Origin of the sequence: Pseudomonas peli (genome assembly GCF_900099645.1) — a bacterium.
GTDB lineage: Bacteria > Pseudomonadota > Gammaproteobacteria > Pseudomonadales > Pseudomonadaceae > Aquipseudomonas > Aquipseudomonas peli.
Window position 1 is genome coordinate 286442 of sequence record NZ_FMTL01000004.1, and the last position, 15767, is coordinate 302208.

21 protein-coding genes and 1 riboswitch are annotated in these 15767 nt (G+C 61.3%); of the genes, 7 read left to right on the forward strand and 14 right to left on the reverse strand.

Features of this window, described 5'->3' with window-relative positions; genetic code table 11:
* Positions 1-52 precede the first annotated feature (52 nt).
* The 13 genes from BLO50_RS18485 to nrdR all read right to left on the reverse strand — a co-directional run bounded on the left by BLO50_RS18485 (position 53) and on the right by nrdR (position 9829).
* Positions 53-850, reverse strand: coding sequence for a cobalamin-binding protein (locus tag BLO50_RS18485; protein WP_090255715.1), 798 nt, complete (start codon positions 848-850; stop codon positions 53-55).
* On the reverse strand, positions 850-1266 hold the full coding sequence (locus tag BLO50_RS18490) for an MFS transporter (protein ID WP_090255718.1): 417 nt from the start codon (positions 1264-1266) through the stop codon (positions 850-852). Before BLO50_RS18490 ends, BLO50_RS18485 begins: the two co-directional genes overlap by 1 nt.
* Entirely contained in the window at positions 1263-1883 is a 621-nt protein-coding gene (gene ribA / locus BLO50_RS18495; RefSeq protein ID WP_090255721.1) for a GTP cyclohydrolase II, read from the reverse strand. The genes BLO50_RS18490 and ribA overlap by 4 nt, the downstream gene beginning before the upstream one ends.
* Before the next feature lie 112 nt (positions 1884-1995).
* On the reverse strand, positions 1996-2643 hold the full coding sequence (locus BLO50_RS18500) for a retropepsin-like aspartic protease family protein (RefSeq protein ID WP_090255723.1): 648 nt from the start codon (positions 2641-2643) through the stop codon (positions 1996-1998).
* Between the two features lie 17 nt (positions 2644-2660).
* Positions 2661-3389, reverse strand: coding sequence for a substrate-binding periplasmic protein (locus tag BLO50_RS18505; protein WP_090255820.1), 729 nt, complete (start codon positions 3387-3389; stop codon positions 2661-2663).
* Between the two features lie 16 nt (positions 3390-3405).
* Positions 3406-3936 carry a phosphatidylglycerophosphatase A family protein gene (locus tag BLO50_RS18510; protein WP_090255725.1) on the reverse strand — a complete coding sequence of 177 codons (531 nt, stop codon included), beginning with the start codon at positions 3934-3936 and terminating at the stop codon, positions 3406-3408.
* Positions 3929-4897, reverse strand: coding sequence for a thiamine-phosphate kinase (thiL, locus tag BLO50_RS18515; protein ID WP_090255727.1), 969 nt, complete (start codon positions 4895-4897; stop codon positions 3929-3931). Before thiL ends, BLO50_RS18510 begins: the two co-directional genes overlap by 8 nt.
* 7 nt (positions 4898-4904) lie before the next feature.
* Complete coding sequence (gene nusB / locus BLO50_RS18520) at positions 4905-5396, reverse strand: transcription antitermination factor NusB (protein WP_169852851.1); 492 nt, start codon at positions 5394-5396, stop codon at positions 4905-4907.
* Positions 5393-5869: a 6,7-dimethyl-8-ribityllumazine synthase gene (gene ribH, locus BLO50_RS18525; protein ID WP_090255729.1), complete on the reverse strand. Its 477-nt coding sequence runs from the start codon at positions 5867-5869 to the stop codon at positions 5393-5395. The genes nusB and ribH overlap by 4 nt, the downstream gene beginning before the upstream one ends.
* A 183-nt stretch (positions 5870-6052) precedes the next feature.
* Positions 6053-7147 carry a bifunctional 3,4-dihydroxy-2-butanone-4-phosphate synthase/GTP cyclohydrolase II gene (ribBA, locus tag BLO50_RS18530; RefSeq protein ID WP_090255731.1) on the reverse strand — a complete coding sequence of 365 codons (1095 nt, stop codon included), beginning with the start codon at positions 7145-7147 and terminating at the stop codon, positions 6053-6055.
* Positions 7148-7157: 10 nt separating this feature from the next.
* On the reverse strand, positions 7158-7820 hold the full coding sequence (locus BLO50_RS18535; protein ID WP_090255733.1) for a riboflavin synthase: 663 nt from the start codon (positions 7818-7820) through the stop codon (positions 7158-7160).
* Between the two features lie 167 nt (positions 7821-7987).
* Positions 7988-8146: riboswitch (FMN riboswitch) on the reverse strand.
* Positions 8147-8246: 100 nt separating this feature from the next.
* Entirely contained in the window at positions 8247-9365 is a 1119-nt protein-coding gene (ribD, locus tag BLO50_RS18540) for a bifunctional diaminohydroxyphosphoribosylaminopyrimidine deaminase/5-amino-6-(5-phosphoribosylamino)uracil reductase RibD (protein ID WP_090255735.1), read from the reverse strand.
* The gene (gene nrdR / locus BLO50_RS18545; RefSeq protein ID WP_090255738.1) at positions 9365-9829 is read right to left on the reverse strand and encodes a transcriptional regulator NrdR; all 465 of its coding nucleotides are present in this window, start codon (positions 9827-9829) and stop codon (positions 9365-9367) included. Before nrdR ends, ribD begins: the two co-directional genes overlap by 1 nt.
* Before the next feature lie 116 nt (positions 9830-9945).
* Here nrdR and BLO50_RS18550 point away from each other — a divergent pair, with 116 nt between their 5' ends.
* The 3 genes from BLO50_RS18550 to trxA all read left to right on the forward strand — a co-directional run bounded on the left by BLO50_RS18550 (position 9946) and on the right by trxA (position 11998).
* Positions 9946-10401 (forward strand): YbaY family lipoprotein, encoded by a 456-nt coding sequence (locus tag BLO50_RS18550; protein WP_090255741.1) that lies wholly within the window; start codon positions 9946-9948, stop codon positions 10399-10401.
* Positions 10398-11054: a class I SAM-dependent methyltransferase gene (locus BLO50_RS18555; protein ID WP_090255743.1), complete on the forward strand. Its 657-nt coding sequence runs from the start codon at positions 10398-10400 to the stop codon at positions 11052-11054. Before BLO50_RS18550 ends, BLO50_RS18555 begins: the two co-directional genes overlap by 4 nt.
* Positions 11055-11125: 71 nt before the next feature.
* Positions 11126-11998: a thioredoxin gene (gene trxA, locus BLO50_RS18560; protein WP_090255745.1), complete on the forward strand. Its 873-nt coding sequence runs from the start codon at positions 11126-11128 to the stop codon at positions 11996-11998.
* A gap of 38 nt (positions 11999-12036) precedes the next feature.
* Here the strand turns inward: trxA and BLO50_RS18565 are convergent, their stop codons facing one another.
* Complete coding sequence (locus BLO50_RS18565; protein ID WP_090255746.1) at positions 12037-12375, reverse strand: hypothetical protein; 339 nt, start codon at positions 12373-12375, stop codon at positions 12037-12039.
* A 126-nt stretch (positions 12376-12501) separates the two neighbouring features.
* On the opposite strand from BLO50_RS18565, the gene BLO50_RS18570 reads away from it, so the two are divergent.
* From BLO50_RS18570 to BLO50_RS18585, 4 genes are read left to right on the forward strand one after another with little or no spacing between them, the layout of a single operon-like run.
* Positions 12502-13077, forward strand: coding sequence for a DUF2796 domain-containing protein (locus BLO50_RS18570; RefSeq protein ID WP_090255748.1), 576 nt, complete (start codon positions 12502-12504; stop codon positions 13075-13077).
* A 47-nt stretch (positions 13078-13124) separates the two neighbouring features.
* Positions 13125-13835 (forward strand): ABC transporter ATP-binding protein, encoded by a 711-nt coding sequence (locus BLO50_RS18575; RefSeq protein ID WP_090255751.1) that lies wholly within the window; start codon positions 13125-13127, stop codon positions 13833-13835.
* Positions 13836-13837: 2 nt separating this feature from the next.
* Positions 13838-15103, forward strand: coding sequence for an ABC transporter permease (locus BLO50_RS18580; RefSeq protein ID WP_090255753.1), 1266 nt, complete (start codon positions 13838-13840; stop codon positions 15101-15103).
* A 9-nt stretch (positions 15104-15112) separates the two neighbouring features.
* The gene (locus tag BLO50_RS18585) at positions 15113-15634 is read left to right on the forward strand and encodes a DUF3299 domain-containing protein (RefSeq protein ID WP_090255756.1); all 522 of its coding nucleotides are present in this window, start codon (positions 15113-15115) and stop codon (positions 15632-15634) included.
* The last annotated feature ends 133 nt before the right edge of the window (positions 15635-15767 follow it).

Below are 15767 nucleotides of genomic sequence, written 5' to 3' on the forward strand. Positions count from 1 at the left end.
CTATCCGCTCAATAGCGCCCTAAAGAGACCCCGCCTGAGTGCGGGGTTTTTCTTAGCGAGCCTCGCTCAACACCTCACACAACCGCCCCACCGCCTCCAGCATCTGAAAGCTTGGCCGCTCCAGTCCCGCATCCGGCACCAGCCACAGCTGCTTACGCTCAACCGCCGCCACGCCTGGCCAGATGCGCCAGGCATCTAGCTGCTCTTGCACACTGGCCAGAATCACCTCGGGGTTTGCTTGCAGCACCGCTTCCACACTGACCTGAGGCGCCGGCAAGCTGAGTTCGGCAAAGACATTCTCGGCGCCGCAGATACGCAGGGCATCACTGATAATCTGCTCGCCGCCGATGGTGTACAGCGGCGTATCCCAGACCTGATAGAACAGCCGCAAAGGCTGTTCACGCTGATAGCGCTGACGCAGTGAGGCTAGCCCGTTATTGAATTGCTGTTGCAGCGCCCTACCATTGTCGAGGCGACCGATACGCGCGCCGATTTCGACGAAGTTCTCCGCCAGATCAGCCAGTTTGCGCGGTTCCACAATCAGCAGGGGAATCCCGATGCGCTCTAGCTGCTGACGTTGCGCACGGCTAATGCTGTCAGGCCAGAGCAGCACTAGGTCAGGCTGCAATTTGAGCACGCTTTCCAGCTCAAGCTGGCCATAGCGGCCCACCGAAGGCAGTTGCGCCACCGCTGCAGGGCGCTCGCCGCCATCCAGCAGGCCAACCAAGAGTTCGCCCGCATCCAGCTCCAGCATGATTTCAGTCAGCGACGGGGCCAGGGTGACCACCCGCTCGACGGCTGCTGCGGGTAACGCCAGCAACAGCAGCACACAGAGAGTGGCAGCGCGCATCAGCCGAGTTGGCGTGGAATACGATAGAGGTACAGCAGAACGATGCTGGAAATCGCGAGAAGGATCAGCGGGATCGCTTCCAGACCGGCGAAGACTGCGATAGCGGCAACCCAGGCTGGCAACGCTGCGCCGAGAAAGGCCAGGCGGCGTACACGCGCCAGTTCCAGCCAGGCATCGTGTTCCGCGGCGGTGTCGAGCGCTTGTTCCGTGGCCACCAGCGCGCGCTTGTAGCCACTGAACAGCGGCAGGCTAACAAACATTGAGGCCAGGCCGGCGATAAACAGCGGCATGGTCAGCAGACCGGTTTTCTGTTCGGCGCCAAACAGCAGATTGAGCACGAACAATGGCGCCAGGGTCACGGCCAGTTGCCGCCACCACTCCAGCGCCAGTCGACGGCGCACTTGACCGCGCGTCACAGGCTTTCCTCGACCTCGCCCTGGTGCAGGCTGCCGAGCATATGCCCGAGTTTGCCGGCCTTGGTCGCGAGGTATTTTTGGTTGTGCGGGTTGTGGTCGATCTGCAGCGGCACACGGGTCGCTACATTGATACCCATGTCGCCCAGCGCCTTGACCTTGCGCGGGTTGTTGGTCATCAGCTTGAGCTGGCTGATACCCAGGTGATCGAGCATCGGCAAGCAGATGGCGTAGTCACGCTGATCCGCGCCAAAGCCCAAGCGCTCATTGGCTTCTACGGTATCCGCGCCGCCATCCTGCAGCTCATAGGCGCGGATCTTGTTCAGCAGGCCGATACCACGGCCTTCCTGACGCAGGTAGAGCAGGACACCGCGGCCTTCATGGGCAATCGCACGCAGCGCCGCTTCGAGCTGGAAACCGCAGTCGCAACGCAAACTGAACAGCGCATCGCCCGTCAGGCATTCGGAGTGCAAACGGCCCAATACGGGCGCGCCATCGGCCACATCACCAAAGGTCAGGGCTACATGTTCCTTGCCTGTGGCCTCTTCGAGGAAGCCATGCATGGTGAACACGCCAAAAGGCGTAGGCAACTGGGAGGCGGCGACAAACACGACGGACACCGGATGCTCCTAAAGAAAATGGGCAGGAATAATCAAGCCGGCATTGTAACAGCAGGCCCTGGCAGCCGCTTAGCTTGAATTACTGATGATAAGAATCGAACCAACGCAAGAGCTAGTATTTGGACTCCAGCACCAGCACATCCTGTTCAACCTTCCAGCCAACGCGACCGAGAAAGCTCATGCCAAGCAGCGCCTCGGTCGGCGAGCCGCCTTCCAACACCACCGCATCAACGCCCAGCACTTCCAGCTCACCAACCTTCACCCGATCCAGCGTCACGCGCCAACCGCGCGCAGTACCGTTGGCAGTGTTGACTTGCAAAGGCGAACCCATCACTCGGTAATCGATCCCCAGACGGCGCGCATGCTCATCATTCAGGGCCACCGAAGTGGCGCCGGTGTCCACCAGGAACTGAATGGACTGACCATTGACCGAACCTGCAATCCAGTAATGCCCACCGATGCCCTTGGCCACACTGAGCTGTTTCTTCTGCGCTTCGGCAAAGCCATCGCTGTACTCACGACTCAAGCTGTAGCTGCGCTCCACGCCATCGACACGCAACACCGCGCCACGACTATCAGCACTGACCACCATGACCCCACCTGGACCAACCTGATCGACTCTGACCAGTTTGCGCTGGCCATCGACATTCAACACCGCAGCGCCAGGGAACAGACCGACAACCCGTACCTGGGTGGCCGCCATGACGCCACTGCTCAGCAGTAGCGGCAGGCTCAACAACAGTACTTTCAAGGCGTACATGGAGCGTCTCGCACAGGTTAGTCAAATGGGTAAGGTTGCTGCCAGCGCTGAAAAATAGGCCGTAGGCTGCCGTCCGCCACCAGGCTGTCCATGCGTTTATCGAACAGCTCAGCCAGCGCCCGGCCACGCGGCGTATCGGCAAAACCCAGGTAAGTCGGCAGGTCGGTCAGCTGAGTAACACGGTAGCGCTCGGGCTGGCTGGTCGTGCGCAACACATCGTCAACTTCGGCCAGGGCATCGATATAGAAATCCACATGGCCCATGTCCAACATACGTAGGATACCGCCGCGACGCAGCACTTCGCGGTACTGGTGCAAATTTGGCAGATAGCGCTGGTATTCATAACCGCGCATCCAGGCCAGGCGGAATTCGCCAAGGGTCTGCTGGGTCGGGATGGGTTTGTCCAGCAAGCCCAGTGCAGAAATCTGATCGAAGTCGTAGTTCCAGCGTGGATAGAACACGCCTTGCTCGACTTCGTTAAGGTAAGAACCCACCCAGGCATCGGCAGCGCCGCGCTGCACCAGACCGATGGAGCGGGTGTAAGGGACCGTCTGGATATCCAGCCTCACGCCAGCAGGCTCGAACACCGTACGGAAAATCTCCCACACCATACCGCTGCCATCAGGATGAGTGCGGCCTTCCCAGGTGTCACTGGCTATACGGATCTGCGTAAGCTCAACGGCGCACAGCGGCCCGCTGACAGCACTTATCACCAGCCACAGCAACCACCGACAGCAGCGGCCCATTTTCAATCCCTTCTGATTACCAGCCCAGCGCAGCGGCCAGCCCATTGCCCCAACCCCAGACAATCAGTTGCAGAGCCATCCAGGCAAACACACCGGCAAGTACGTCATCAAGCATGATGCCGACACCGCCATGCACATGCCGATCAATCCAACGAATCGGCCACGGTTTGAGGATGTCGAACACACGGAACAATAAAAAGCCTAGCAGCAGCCAGCCCCAGCCGTCGGGTACTAACCAAAGCGTAATCCACATGCCGACCATTTCGTCCCAGACGATACCTTCATGGTCATGCACCCGCAGGTCATCCGCCACTTTGCCGCACAGCCAGAAGCCAAACAACATGGTGATGCCAAGCATCAGCCAGTAACCCCAGTCGGGCAGCATCTGAAACAACGGCATAAAGGGCAGCGCCACCAGCGACCCCCAGGTGCCTGGAGCTTTCGGCAAAGTACCGGAGCCAAAGCCAAAGGCCAGGAAATGCCAGGGGTTGCGCCATACCGAAGGTGGTACGAACTCGGCGGGAACTTGCTTGGGATGATCAGTCACTGACACGTCCAAAATGTTGATAGCCGCTAAACGGCAGCTTTACGGGCTGACCTTGCGCGTCCAGCAGGGTAACGCCCTCACCGGCCACAACACGACCAATAACACGTACCGGCCAACCGGCTTGCTGTAAATCCGCCAGATGGGCCGTCGGCAGGGTAAATGCCAGGCGGTAATCATCGCCACCGCTCAATGCGCACTGGCGCGACGCTGACTCACCCGCAAAGGCCAACAGGGCGGCAGACATCGGCACCCGTGCCTGCTCGATGATTAACGCTACGCCAGAGGCGGCGGCGATATGACCACAATCGGCCAGCAAGCCATCGGAGATATCCAATGCAGCCGTCGCTTTGCCGCGCAGTGCCTGGCCCAAGTCGAGCTGCGGCATAGGTGACCAGTAGCGCGCCAGCAAAGGCTCGGCCACTGCGGGCTCGGTTTCCCGTTGCCCCAGCACCAGTTGCAAGGCCCCCGCAGCATCACCCAACTCACCGCCAACGCAGAGCAGATCACCGACATGCGCCCCCTTGCGGGTCAGCGCCATGCCAGCCGGTACGCGGCCAAACACGGTCAGCGTGAGGCTCAGTGGCCCACGGGTGGTATCACCACCGATCAGGCGGATGGCGCACTGCTGGGCCATCCGATCCAGACCAGAGGCGAACGCCTGCAGCCAGTCGGCATCAGCACTGGGCAGGGTCAAGGCCAGGGTAAAGCCAACAGGCGTCGCGCCCATGGCGGCCAGATCGCTGACCGATACGCCCAGCGCACGTTGCGCCAGTAGAAACGGGTCAGGCGATTCAGGGAAATGCACCCCCGCAACCAGGGTGTCAGTAGAAATGGCCAGCTGCTCGCCGACCGGCACCTGCAACAAGGCACAATCGTCGCCGATCCCCAATGCCACGCCTTCGCCGGCCTGCGCACAAGACGCAGCGGCGAAGTAATGACGGATCAGCTCGAACTCACCCAAAACAGGCTTAACGCTTGTTAGCGCGAACTTCATCCGCGCGCAGGCGCGGTGCCAGCTTGTCCAGCACACCATTGACGAACTTGTGTCCGTCGGTTGCACCAAACACCTTGGCCAGCTCGATGCCTTCGTTGATCACCACGCGATAAGGAATATCGATGCGGTTTTTCAGCTCGAAGGTCGACAAGCGCAGGATCGACAGTTCAACCGGGTCGATCTCATCCAGCGGACGATCAAGCAGCGACTCGAACGCGCCATCAATCTCGGTTTTCTGCCGCGGCACGCCGTGCAGGATTTCATGGAAGTAGGCACCGTCCACCGCCGTGAAATCATTGTCGACACGGAACTGTGCTTCGATCTCGTTCAGCGACTGGCCTGCCATGTGCCAGGAATACAGCGCCTGCATGGCCAACGTACGTGCCTGACGGCGCGCCAGCGTCTTGGTGCTGGGGCCTTTTTTGGGTGCTTGAGGCTGCTGCCCGTTACCGTCGTGCTGGCTCACTTGGCCTCCAACTGCGCCAGCAGGCTGACCATTTCCAGGGCGGACAGTGCTGCTTCCGCACCCTTGTTGCCGGCCTTGGTGCCGGAGCGCTCAATGGCTTGCTCGATGGAGTCGACAGTCAGAACACCGAATGCAACCGGCACGCCGAATTCCATGGACACCTGAGCCAGGCCCTTGGTGCACTCGCCTGCCACGTACTCGAAGTGCGGAGTGCCGCCACGGATGACCGCACCGAGGGCGATGATGGCGTCGAAGTCACCGCGCTGGGCGACCTTCTGCGCGACCAGCGGAATCTCGAAGGCACCCGGTGCGCGAATGAGGGTGATGTCGCTTTCGCTCACACCATGGCGCACCAGTGCATCCACCGCACCGCTGACCAGGCTTTCAACAACGAAGCTGTTGAAACGGCCGACAACCAGAGCAAAACGGCCCTTGGGGGCGATAAAAGTACCTTCGATGGTCTTCAGGGTCATAAAACAATTCTCATATAGCGTTAAAGAGCCAGGGGGCAAAAAAGTTATAGCCCAACGGAACAGCGCGTAGCGAGCGCAGGACAGGTGAGGCGGAACAGGTAAGGCCGCGACATTTACCGAGGTAAAGGACAAGCCAAACCTGTTTGCAACGCCGTCTATCCATGCGCAGTAGCGCGGCGGTCGTTATTCAGCGGGCAAGTATTCTACAACTTCCAGGTCGAAACCGGATATCGCGTTGAACTTCATCGGCGAGCTGAGCAAGCGCATCTTGCGCACGCCCAGGTCACGCAGAATCTGTGAGCCGGCACCCACCGTACTGTAGGTCGCCGGGCTGGCTGACTTGCTTTCTGCACTCTGGCTGCGCTCCAGTTGAGCCAACAGCTCCGGACCATTGATCGGATTGCCCAGCAACAGCACCACACCGCTACCAGACTTGGCCACTTCGGCCATGGCCGCACGCAAGCTCCACCGTCCAGCCTGCTTGACCATCAGCAAGTCACGTAACGGATCGGCGTTGTGCACGCGCACCAAGGTTGGGGTCTCGGCGCAGATGGCGCCCAGGGTCAGGGCCATGTGCACGCTGTCATCCAGATCATCGCGGTAGCTGACCAGGTTGAACTGGCCCAGCTCGCTGTCGATCGTCTGTTCGCTGACACGCTGCACAGTGCGCTCGTGGATCAGCCGGTAGTGGATCAGGTCAGCGATGGTGCCAATCTTCAGGCCGTGCTGCTCAGCAAACACTTCCAGCTCCGGGCGACGAGCCATGGTGCCGTCGTCGTTCATGATCTCGCAGATCACTCCGCTCGGCTCGAACCCGGCCATGCGCGCCAGGTCACAGGCCGCTTCAGTATGCCCGGCACGAGCCAGCACGCCACCAGGCTGAGCCATCAAAGGAAAGATGTGGCCAGGGCTAACGATATCGTCGGCGGTCACATTCCGCGCCACCGCAGCCTGCACGGTACGCGCACGGTCAGCGGCGGAAATACCGGTCGTCACGCCTTCGGCGGCCTCAATCGACACGGTGAACTTGGTGCCGAAACCAGAGCCGTTGCGCGGCGCCATCAGCGGCAGCTTGAGCAGCTCGCAGCGCTCACGGGTCATGGGCATACAGATCAGGCCGCGAGCGAAGCGGGCCATGAAGTTAATGTGCTCGGCGGTAACGCATTCCGAGGCGATGATGATGTCGCCTTCGTTCTCACGATCCTCGTCATCCATCAGGATGACCATCTTGCCGGCGCGGATGTCTTCGATCAGTTCTGCTGCAGTATTCAAGGCCATGCGGGCGATCTCACTTATTCAGGTAGCCGTGTTCGGCAAGAAAACTGGCGGTCAGGCCCGAGGCGGCAGGTTCAGCGGCTTTGTCACCGAGCAACAGGCGCTCCAGGTAACGCGCAAGCAGATCCACTTCGAGGTTGACCTGACGGCCAGGGCGGTAGTCGAGCATGATGGTTTCGGCCAGGGTGTGCGGCACGATGGTCAGCTCAAATTCGGCGCCGTTGACCGCATTGACGGTCAGGCTCGTGCCGTCGACGGTGATCGAGCCTTTGTGGGCAATGTACTTGGCCAGTTCGCGTGGTGCACGAATGGTGAATTGCCACGCCCGGGCATTTTCCGCCATCGAGACGATCTCACCGACACCATCAATATGCCCACTGACCAAGTGACCACCCAAGCGACTGGTGGGTGTCAGGGCCTTTTCCAGGTTGACCTTGCTACCGGCCTTGAAGTCGATAAACGCGGTACGAGCCAAGGTTTCGCGGCTGACATCAGCCCAAAAACCATCGCCGGGCAACTCAACTGCAGTCAGGCACACGCCGTTGACCGCAATGCTGTCGCCCAGCTTGACGTCTGCAAGGTCAAGCTTGCCGGTTTCCACATACACCCGCACATCGCCACCCTTAGGTGTCAGGGCACGGATACTGCCAATAGCTTCGATTATGCCGGTAAACATGCCACCCCCTGTATCGCAGCCACAGCAAAGCACTGGCGCACAACGCCAGTAGCCTGAGGCTTGGAATAAAAATCAGACATCTAGACCAACTCCTGTTTTATAAAAAACAGGGCGTGATTGATCGATAGGGATTTCGAGGCACGCCTGAACGCGCCTTCTTGAGGCAATCCCGCTCTCTCTTTATCCGGACTTTAACCGTCGGCCCCGGAATCACACCGGGTCTGCTGACCTTGCCAAGCGGTTTACGCCACCGGGCAAGCGCTCGCGGGCTAGGCTGTGCAGCCATTACCGCCGGTGGGGAATTACACCCCGCCCTGAGAACGTTACGGCCGCTTGCGCAGCCGAGACGCGTTTTACCACATATTGCACGCGCCCTGCACCGGCAAACGACCGTCTGAATGGCGGGCCATTGCGGATAACGGCTGGTTAAACAACCGGCTGTGGCACCGCGATAATCCGCCAATCATCACCGACTGCGCGCATCTCAACAATTTTCAACGCTGGCGCATCGGCCATTCGCGCCAACGGCAGATCAAGCAGTGGCCGCGCGCTGGACCCCAGCAGCTTGGGCGCGACAAACAGCTGGTACTCATCCACCAGGCCCAGACGGGCAAACGCCCCGGCCAACCGCGGCCCGGCTTCCACCAGCACTTCGTTGGCACCACGATTGGCCAGCTCGACCAGCAGACGACGCAGGTCAACATGCCCGTTGCTACCGGGTACGGCCAATAGTTCGTGTCCATCGTCCAGATAGCGATCACGCGCCGAAGCCGCTGCGCACGTCGCCACCAGCGCCGCGCCAGCCTGAAAGAACGGCACGCTCAGCGGTACCCGCAGGCGTCCATCAACCAGCACCCGCAGGGGTGGCCGCGCCTGCGCCAGCGCACTCAACTCTGCCCCAAGGCCCAGCTCGTCAGGGCGTACCGTCAGCCGGGCATCATCGGCCAGCACCGTGTCGGCGCCGGTCAACACCACACTGGCGCGCGCGCGCAGCCGCTGAACCGCCGCTCGGGCGGCGGGCCCGGTGATCCACTGGCTTTCACCACTGGCCATGGCGGTGCGCCCGTCCAGGCTCATGGCCAGCTTGACCCGCACAAACGGCAAGCCCTTCTCCATCCGTTTGATAAAGCCGGCATTCAGCGCCCGTGCCTCGGTTTCCAGCACGCCGCTCTGCACGGCGATACCGGCATGCATCAAGCGCAGCAGACCATCACCACCGACTTGTGGATTGGGATCCTGCATAGCCGCCACCACACGGGCAACGCCGGCATTGATCAAGGCATCGGCACATGGCGGTGTACGCCCATGGTGGCTGCAGGGTTCCAGCGTGACGTAGGCCGTTGCGCCACGAGCCTTGTCGCCTGCCTGACGCAGCGCGTGCACTTCCGCATGCGGTTCACCGGCTCGGGCATGCCAGCCTTCGCCGACGATACGCCCGTCACGCACGATCACGCAGCCCACGCGCGGATTAGGGTGAGTGGAGTACAGGCCTTTACGGGCCAGCTCCAGCGCGCGCGCCATAAAGGCGTGATCTGAATTCATCATCAACCTTTAATAGGCTCGCGGGACAGTCGATCGATTTCCTCGCGGAACTCGTTAAGGTCTTGAAAACGTTTGTACACCGAGGCAAAGCGGATATAAGCCACTTCATCGAGTTTCTGCAGTTCGCCCATCACCAGCTCACCCAGAACCAGCGATTTGATCTCGCGTTCGCCAGTGGCGCGCAGCTTGTGCTTGATGTGGGCAATTGCGGCTTCGAGGCGCTCGATACTCACCGGGCGCTTCTCCAGCGCACGCTGCATGCCGGCACGCAGCTTGTCTTCATCGAAGGGCTGGCGGCTGCCGTCCTGCTTGATCAGACGGGGCATCACCAGCTCAGCGGTTTCAAAGGTGGTGAAACGCTCTTCACAGGCCAAGCATTCACGCCGACGACGCACCTGCTCGCCCTCGGCAACCAGGCGCGAGTCGATCACTTTGGTGTCATTGGCACCGCAGAAGGGACAGTGCATAAATAAGGCCAGCCTTAGAACTAAGGTAGCCATGGTAGCGCATCCCGCAGGCAAGACAAGCCGAGGGGTTTGCGGTATACAGGCGCCCATGTAAACCAGCGCAGTTGAGACCTTCCATGAAAGCCACCACGCCGTTACAACCGCTGATTCTCGTAAGCCTGATCGCTTTGTTGACGGCCTGTGCCAGCGACAGCCCGCCGCCCGCAAAAACCACCGTGCAGACGCCGACGCCTACACCGGTCGAAGCCAAGCCTCTGCCTGCTTATCAACGCGAGCTGAGCGGCAGTCTGTTGAATGTGCCCAATGAAGCGGATGTCGAGCTGGCCCTGCTGGCGGTCGATCAACGCGGCCGGCCACAAACGCTGCTGGGCAATATCCAACTGCGCGGTACCGGCAACCCGCTGGCGTTTCGCTTGCCGTTCAACCCGGAAACCTTCAATAAACACAGCCGTATCGAGCTGCATGGCCGCGCCAATCAGGCTGGCCGGCTGATTCTTCGCCTGCCCGAGCAACCGATTGCTCGCGGCGAAACCCAGAACCTCGGGGAGTTGCGCCTGGTACCTGCGCCATGACAGCACCGGCCGCCCTGCAGGCTGCGCTCAGCGAACTGCTGGGTGACGCCCAGCTCAGCGCGCAAACCCTGCCCGGCACGGAGATCAAGCTGTGGCTGATCGACCCGGCGAACATGGACCGCTGCTTCAGCCCGGAAGAAACCCGCCTGATCCTCGAAGAACCGCCCTACTGGTGCTTCTGCTGGGCCAGCGGGCTGGTCCTGGCGCGCTGGCTGGCCGAGCACCCTGAGTGGGTGCGCGGCAAGCGCGTGCTGGATTTCGGTGCGGGCTCCGGTGTGGCGGCGATTGCTGCTGCCAAAGCCGGCGCGCTGGAAGTAGTGGCCTGTGACCTTGATCCATTAGCGCTTGCATCCTGTCAGGCGAATGCCGCACTCAATAATGTGCAGCTGAGCTACTCCGCAGACTTTTTTGCCGAGGCTGACCGCTTCGACCTGATTATCGTCGCCGACGTGCTCTACGACCGCGCCAACCTGCCGCTGCTCGACCAGTTCCTCAGTCGTGGACGTGAAGCGCTGGTGGCAGATTCACGCGTGCGCGACTTTCAGCACCCGCTGTACCAGCGCCTAGGCATACTCGAAGCCTGCACCTGGCCGGACCTGGCCGAGCCGGCTGAGTTTCGTCATGTCAGCCTGTACCACGCCGAACGCAGCTAGCAGCCCTTGTATCCGCCAGCCCTAGCCCGCATTTATAGTCCATCCCATTTTTCGCATCGCCGAGACCGATCATGAGCACGTCCCCTTACATCGTTGATATCGCAGGCAGCGCCAGCTTCGAACAGCTGGTGATCGAGAACTCCTTCCAGAAGCCGGTGCTGGTGGATTTCTGGGCGGAATGGTGCGCGCCCTGCAAGGCACTGATGCCGCTGCTGGCGAAGATCACCGAGGAATATAACGGCGAGCTGCTGCTGGCCAAGGTCAACTGCGATATCGAGCAGGACATCGTTGCCCGCTTCGGCATCCGCAGCCTACCGACCGTGGTGCTGTTCAAGAATGGCCAGCCGGTCGACGGCTTTGCGGGCGCGCAACCAGAGTCGGCGATTCGCGAAATGCTCAAGCCTCACGTCGCCGAACCGGCACCAGCCGCCGCTGACCCAATGGAAGCCGCGCAGGCGTTGTTTAACGAAGGCCGCTTTGCCGATGCCGAAGCGGTGCTCAAAGTGCTGCTGACGGAAAACAATGAACACGCGGCCGCGCTGATTCTCTATGCACGCTGCCTGGCTGAGCGCGGCGAGCTGGGTGAGGCCGAAGCCGTGCTGGGTGCGGTAAAAGGCGATGAACACAAACAGGCCCTGGCCGGTGCCCGCGCGCAGCTGACTTTCCTGCGTCAGGCCAGTGAGCTGCCAGATGTGGCCAGCCTGAAAACTCGTTTAGCGCAAAATGCAGACGACGATGAAGCCAGCTACCAGTTAGCGATTCAACAACTGGCGCGCCAGCACTACGAACCAGCGCTGGACGCCCTGCTGATGCTGTTTATTCGCAACCGCAGCTACGCCGACGGCCTGCCGCACAAGACCCTGTTGCAGGTCTTCGACCTGCTGGGCAATGACCATCCTCTGGTCACCGCTTACCGGCGCAAGCTGTACCAAGCAATTTACTAATTTCTACCCGCGTCGATGGGTAACCCCATCGACGTGACCTAGCCCACCCAGTGGTAAATCGGCGCATCGACGCCGGTTTCAACGCGCGCCTGTGCGCAATGGCGCAGCCGCACCAGCAGGCGTTTGCCCGCTGCCTCACCACCCGCCAGCCCAGCCAATTGCCCGAGCAGCTGCGGCCCGTCGATCTGCCCCGCCTGGCGCAGCAACTCCAGCGTGGTTTGCCACAGCGCATCATTGGCCACAGGCGCGACAGCGGCTGCGGGGGCTGCAGGCGGCTCAAGGCTTACGTGCTGAGCCAGCTGCGCCCAGTCCTGCGCATCCAGCTCAACCGTAAGGTCCACCGGCCAGGCGCCGATCTGCCCACGAATTCGCACCATCACTCTGCCCTCAGCTAATAAGCGGCCATGCTCCCACGTCCGCTGCAGGCCGCCAAGCAAGGCTGGCCATGAACGTTAAAAAATTGTTATAACGTAACAAGCATTAACTTCTGATCGGAGATCACCATGCGCCGCCTGCTACTTGCCCTGCCGTTTGCCTTACTGCCCCTGGCCGCCCTCGCGGCCGAACACAGCCATGAACATGACCACGCGCATGATCACGCCGAGCACAGCAGCCTGGACGCTCACGAGCACGGCGCCGCGCAACTCAACGTGGTACTCGACGGCAAGGTGCTGGAGCTGCAACTGGAAAGCCCGGCAATGAACCTGGTGGGCTTCGAGCATGCTGCCAAGAGCGACGCCGACAAAGCCAAGGTTGCCGCCGCACGCAGCCAGCTGGAACAACCGCAGCCGCTGTTCGGCCTGAACGCGGGCGATTGCCAGATCAGCAAGCAGGAGCTGGAAAGCCCGCTGTTTGCTGAGCATAAGCACGAAGAACACCACGACCATGACAGCGAGCACAGTGATATCCACGCGCACTACACACTCGACTGCCAGAAGCCTGAAGAATTGAAACAACTTAACCTCGGCGAACTGTTCAAGCGCTTCCCCGCCACAGAGAAAATTCAGGTACAACTGATCGGCCCGAATGGCCAGCAGGGCATGGAGCTGACGCCCGCGCAGCCGACCCTGAGTTTCTAACCACCTTTTTGCAGCAGAACGGCCGGGGTAACCCGGCCGCTTACTTTATGAGCTCAGCCCTTATCCACCTGTCCAACCTCGGCTTTGCCTGGCCCGGCCAGCCTGAGCTGCTGGACATCGCCGCGTTCACCCTGCAACGCGGCGAAAGCCTGTTTCTCAAAGGCCCCAGCGGTAGCGGCAAGACCACCTTGCTCGGCCTGCTCGGCGGTGTACAGAAACCTAATCGCGGCAGCATCCAGCTGCTTGAGCAGGACTTAAGTACACTGTCCGCCAGCGCTCGCGACCGTTTCCGGGTCGATCACACCGGCTACATCTTCCAGCAATTCAACCTGCTGCCGTTTCTCTCGGTGCGCGAGAACGTCGAGCTGCCCTGCCATTTCTCCAAGCTGCGCGCCAGCCGCGCTGTGCAGCGCCATGGCAGCGTGGCCAAGGCCACCAACGCCCTGCTCGCCCACCTTGGGTTACACCAGCATGAGCTGCTGCAACGCCGCGCAGGTGATCTGTCGATCGGCCAGCAGCAGCGCGTCGCCGCTGCCCGTGCGCTGATCGGTCAGCCGGAACTGGTGATCGCCGACGAACCCACCTCGGCGCTGGATGCCGATGCCCGCGAAGCCTTTCTCGAACTGCTGTTCGCCGAATGCCGCGAGGCTGGCTCCAGCCTGCTATTTGTCAGCCACGACCAGAGCCTGGCACGGCTGTTTGACCGCAGCCTGTCGCTAGCCGAGCTGAACAAAGCCACCCGCTTGGCGGAGATTTAACGATGTACCTATTGCGTCTCGCCCTCGCCAGCCTGGGCAACCGCCGCTTTACCGCCTGGCTAACGGTGTTTGCCATCGCCCTCTCTGTATGCCTATTGCTCGCGGTCGAGCGGGTGCGCACCGAAGCCCGCGCCAGCTTTGCCAACACCATCAGCGGCACCGACCTGATCGTCGGCGCACGCTCCGGCAGCGTGAACCTGCTGCTGTACTCGGTATTCCGCATCGGCAACGCCACCAACAATATTCGCTGGGACAGCTTCGAGCAGTTAGCCCAGCACCGTCAGGTCAAATGGGCCATCCCGATCTCACTCGGCGATTCGCACCGTGGCTACCGGGTGATGGGCACCAGCCCGGCGTATTTCGAACACTACCGTTATGCCCGTAGCCAACCGCTGCAACTGAGCAGCGGCCGCGCCTTTGCCGATGACCCGTTCGAGGTTGTACTTGGCGCAGAAGTTGCGCAAGCGCTCAACTACCAGCTCGATCAGGAGCTGGTGCTGGCCCATGGCGTGGCCACCATCAGCCTGGTCAAACATGACGACAAGCCCTTCAAGGTGGTCGGCATCCTCAAGCGCACCGGCACACCGGTGGACCGCACCCTGCATATTTCCCTGGCCGGCATGGAGGCCCTGCATGTCGACTGGCAAAACGGCATGCCCGCACGCGGCGCGGCAAAGGTCAGTGCTGAGCAGGCGCGGGCGATGGACCTGCAACCCAAGCAGATCACCGCCGTCATGCTCGGCCTGAACAGCAAGATCGCCACCTTCAGCTTGCAACGCGAGATCAACGAATTTCGCGGCGAACCGCTGCTGGCGATTCTCCCCGGCGTTGCGCTGCAGGAGCTGTGGAGCCTGATGGGCACCGCCGAGAAGGCGCTATTCGTGGTTTCGCTGTTCGTGGTGCTGACTGGATTGATCGGCATGCTTACGGCGATTCTCACCAGCCTTAACGAGCGCCGCCGCGAGATGGCGATTCTGCGCTCGGTCGGTGCGCGGCCCTGGCATATCGCCAGCCTGCTGATCGTCGAAGCCTTTGCGCTTGCCCTGGCCGGCGTACTGCTCGGTTTGCTGTTGCTGTACCTGGGCATCGCCGGAGCGCAGGGCTATGTGCAGGCGAATTACGGCTTGTACCTGCCACTGAATCTGCCGACCCGCTATGAGTGGACGCTGCTCGGCGCTATTCTGAGCGCCGCCCTGTTGATGGGCTGTGTACCGGCCTGGCGCGCGTACCGCCAATCCCTGGCCGATGGCTTATCGATCCGTTTATGAGGCTCTTGCATGCACCGCTCCCTGCTCGCCACCCTGCTGCTCACCCTGGCCCTGCCCCTGGCGGCTGCCGAGGTGCGCGAGCTGACCTGGTCGGAAATGGTCCCAGCCGATGCACCACCGCAAGTCGTTGAGCCGGCACCGATTCATGACCTCTCGCAGTTGGCCGACGCCCTCGCCGAATCTGGCCCGGCGGCCATGCAGCAATCGCCCGCAGCGCCGGTGGTGCAGGCACTGGATGGCCAATCGGTAAAACTACCGGGCTATATCGTACCGCTGGATGTCACCGACGAAGGCCGGGTGACCGAGTTCCTCTTGGTGCCGTACTTCGGTGCGTGCATCCACGTGCCACCACCGCCGTCGAACCAAATCGTACATGTCACCAGCGAGCTGGGTGTGCTGCTCGATGCGCTGTATCAGCCGTTCTGGATCGAGGGCCCGCTCAAGGTCGAGCAGACCAGCAGCGAGCTGGCCGAAGCCGGTTATCAGATGGAGGCGGAAAAGATCTACGCCTATGAGCTGCCAGATAGCTAAGAACCTATCCACGATCTGCTGCGCGTCGGCCCTGCTGCGTTAAAAACAGGTTCGGAATGCTCATGTACAACTCGTACACTCCGCTTCCTCACCGCTTTGACCAGCCGGAGGCTGTTACTGCGTAGCGCCTTAC

What these genes read in the sequence shown, in the direction of transcription:
- BLO50_RS18550 (WP_090255741.1), top strand. Translation starts at nt 9,946, where the DNA reads ATGAAAGCCACCACGCCGTTACAACCGCTGATTCTCGTAAGCCTGATC.
- ribBA (WP_090255731.1), bottom strand. Translation starts at nt 7,147, where the DNA reads ATGGCCTTGAATACTGCAGCAGAACTGATCGAAGACATCCGCGCCGGC.
- BLO50_RS18565 (WP_090255746.1), bottom strand. Translation starts at nt 12,375, where the DNA reads ATGGTGCGAATTCGTGGGCAGATCGGCGCCTGGCCGGTGGACCTTACG.
- BLO50_RS18485 (WP_090255715.1), bottom strand. Translation starts at nt 850, where the DNA reads ATGCGCGCTGCCACTCTCTGTGTGCTGCTGTTGCTGGCGTTACCCGCA.
- BLO50_RS18500 (WP_090255723.1), bottom strand. Translation starts at nt 2,643, where the DNA reads ATGTACGCCTTGAAAGTACTGTTGTTGAGCCTGCCGCTACTGCTGAGC.
- BLO50_RS18505 (WP_090255820.1), bottom strand. Translation starts at nt 3,389, where the DNA reads ATGGGCCGCTGCTGTCGGTGGTTGCTGTGGCTGGTGATAAGTGCTGTC.
- nrdR (WP_090255738.1), bottom strand. Translation starts at nt 9,829, where the DNA reads ATGCACTGTCCCTTCTGCGGTGCCAATGACACCAAAGTGATCGACTCG.
- BLO50_RS18570 (WP_090255748.1), top strand. Translation starts at nt 12,502, where the DNA reads ATGCGCCGCCTGCTACTTGCCCTGCCGTTTGCCTTACTGCCCCTGGCC.
- trxA (WP_090255745.1), top strand. Translation starts at nt 11,126, where the DNA reads ATGAGCACGTCCCCTTACATCGTTGATATCGCAGGCAGCGCCAGCTTC.
- BLO50_RS18580 (WP_090255753.1), top strand. Translation starts at nt 13,838, where the DNA reads ATGTACCTATTGCGTCTCGCCCTCGCCAGCCTGGGCAACCGCCGCTTT.
- ribD (WP_090255735.1), bottom strand. Translation starts at nt 9,365, where the DNA reads ATGATGAATTCAGATCACGCCTTTATGGCGCGCGCGCTGGAGCTGGCC.
- BLO50_RS18585 (WP_090255756.1), top strand. Translation starts at nt 15,113, where the DNA reads ATGCACCGCTCCCTGCTCGCCACCCTGCTGCTCACCCTGGCCCTGCCC.
- BLO50_RS18555 (WP_090255743.1), top strand. Translation starts at nt 10,398, where the DNA reads ATGACAGCACCGGCCGCCCTGCAGGCTGCGCTCAGCGAACTGCTGGGT.
- ribH (WP_090255729.1), bottom strand. Translation starts at nt 5,869, where the DNA reads ATGACCCTGAAGACCATCGAAGGTACTTTTATCGCCCCCAAGGGCCGT.
- BLO50_RS18535 (WP_090255733.1), bottom strand. Translation starts at nt 7,820, where the DNA reads ATGTTTACCGGCATAATCGAAGCTATTGGCAGTATCCGTGCCCTGACA.
- BLO50_RS18575 (WP_090255751.1), top strand. Translation starts at nt 13,125, where the DNA reads ATGAGCTCAGCCCTTATCCACCTGTCCAACCTCGGCTTTGCCTGGCCC.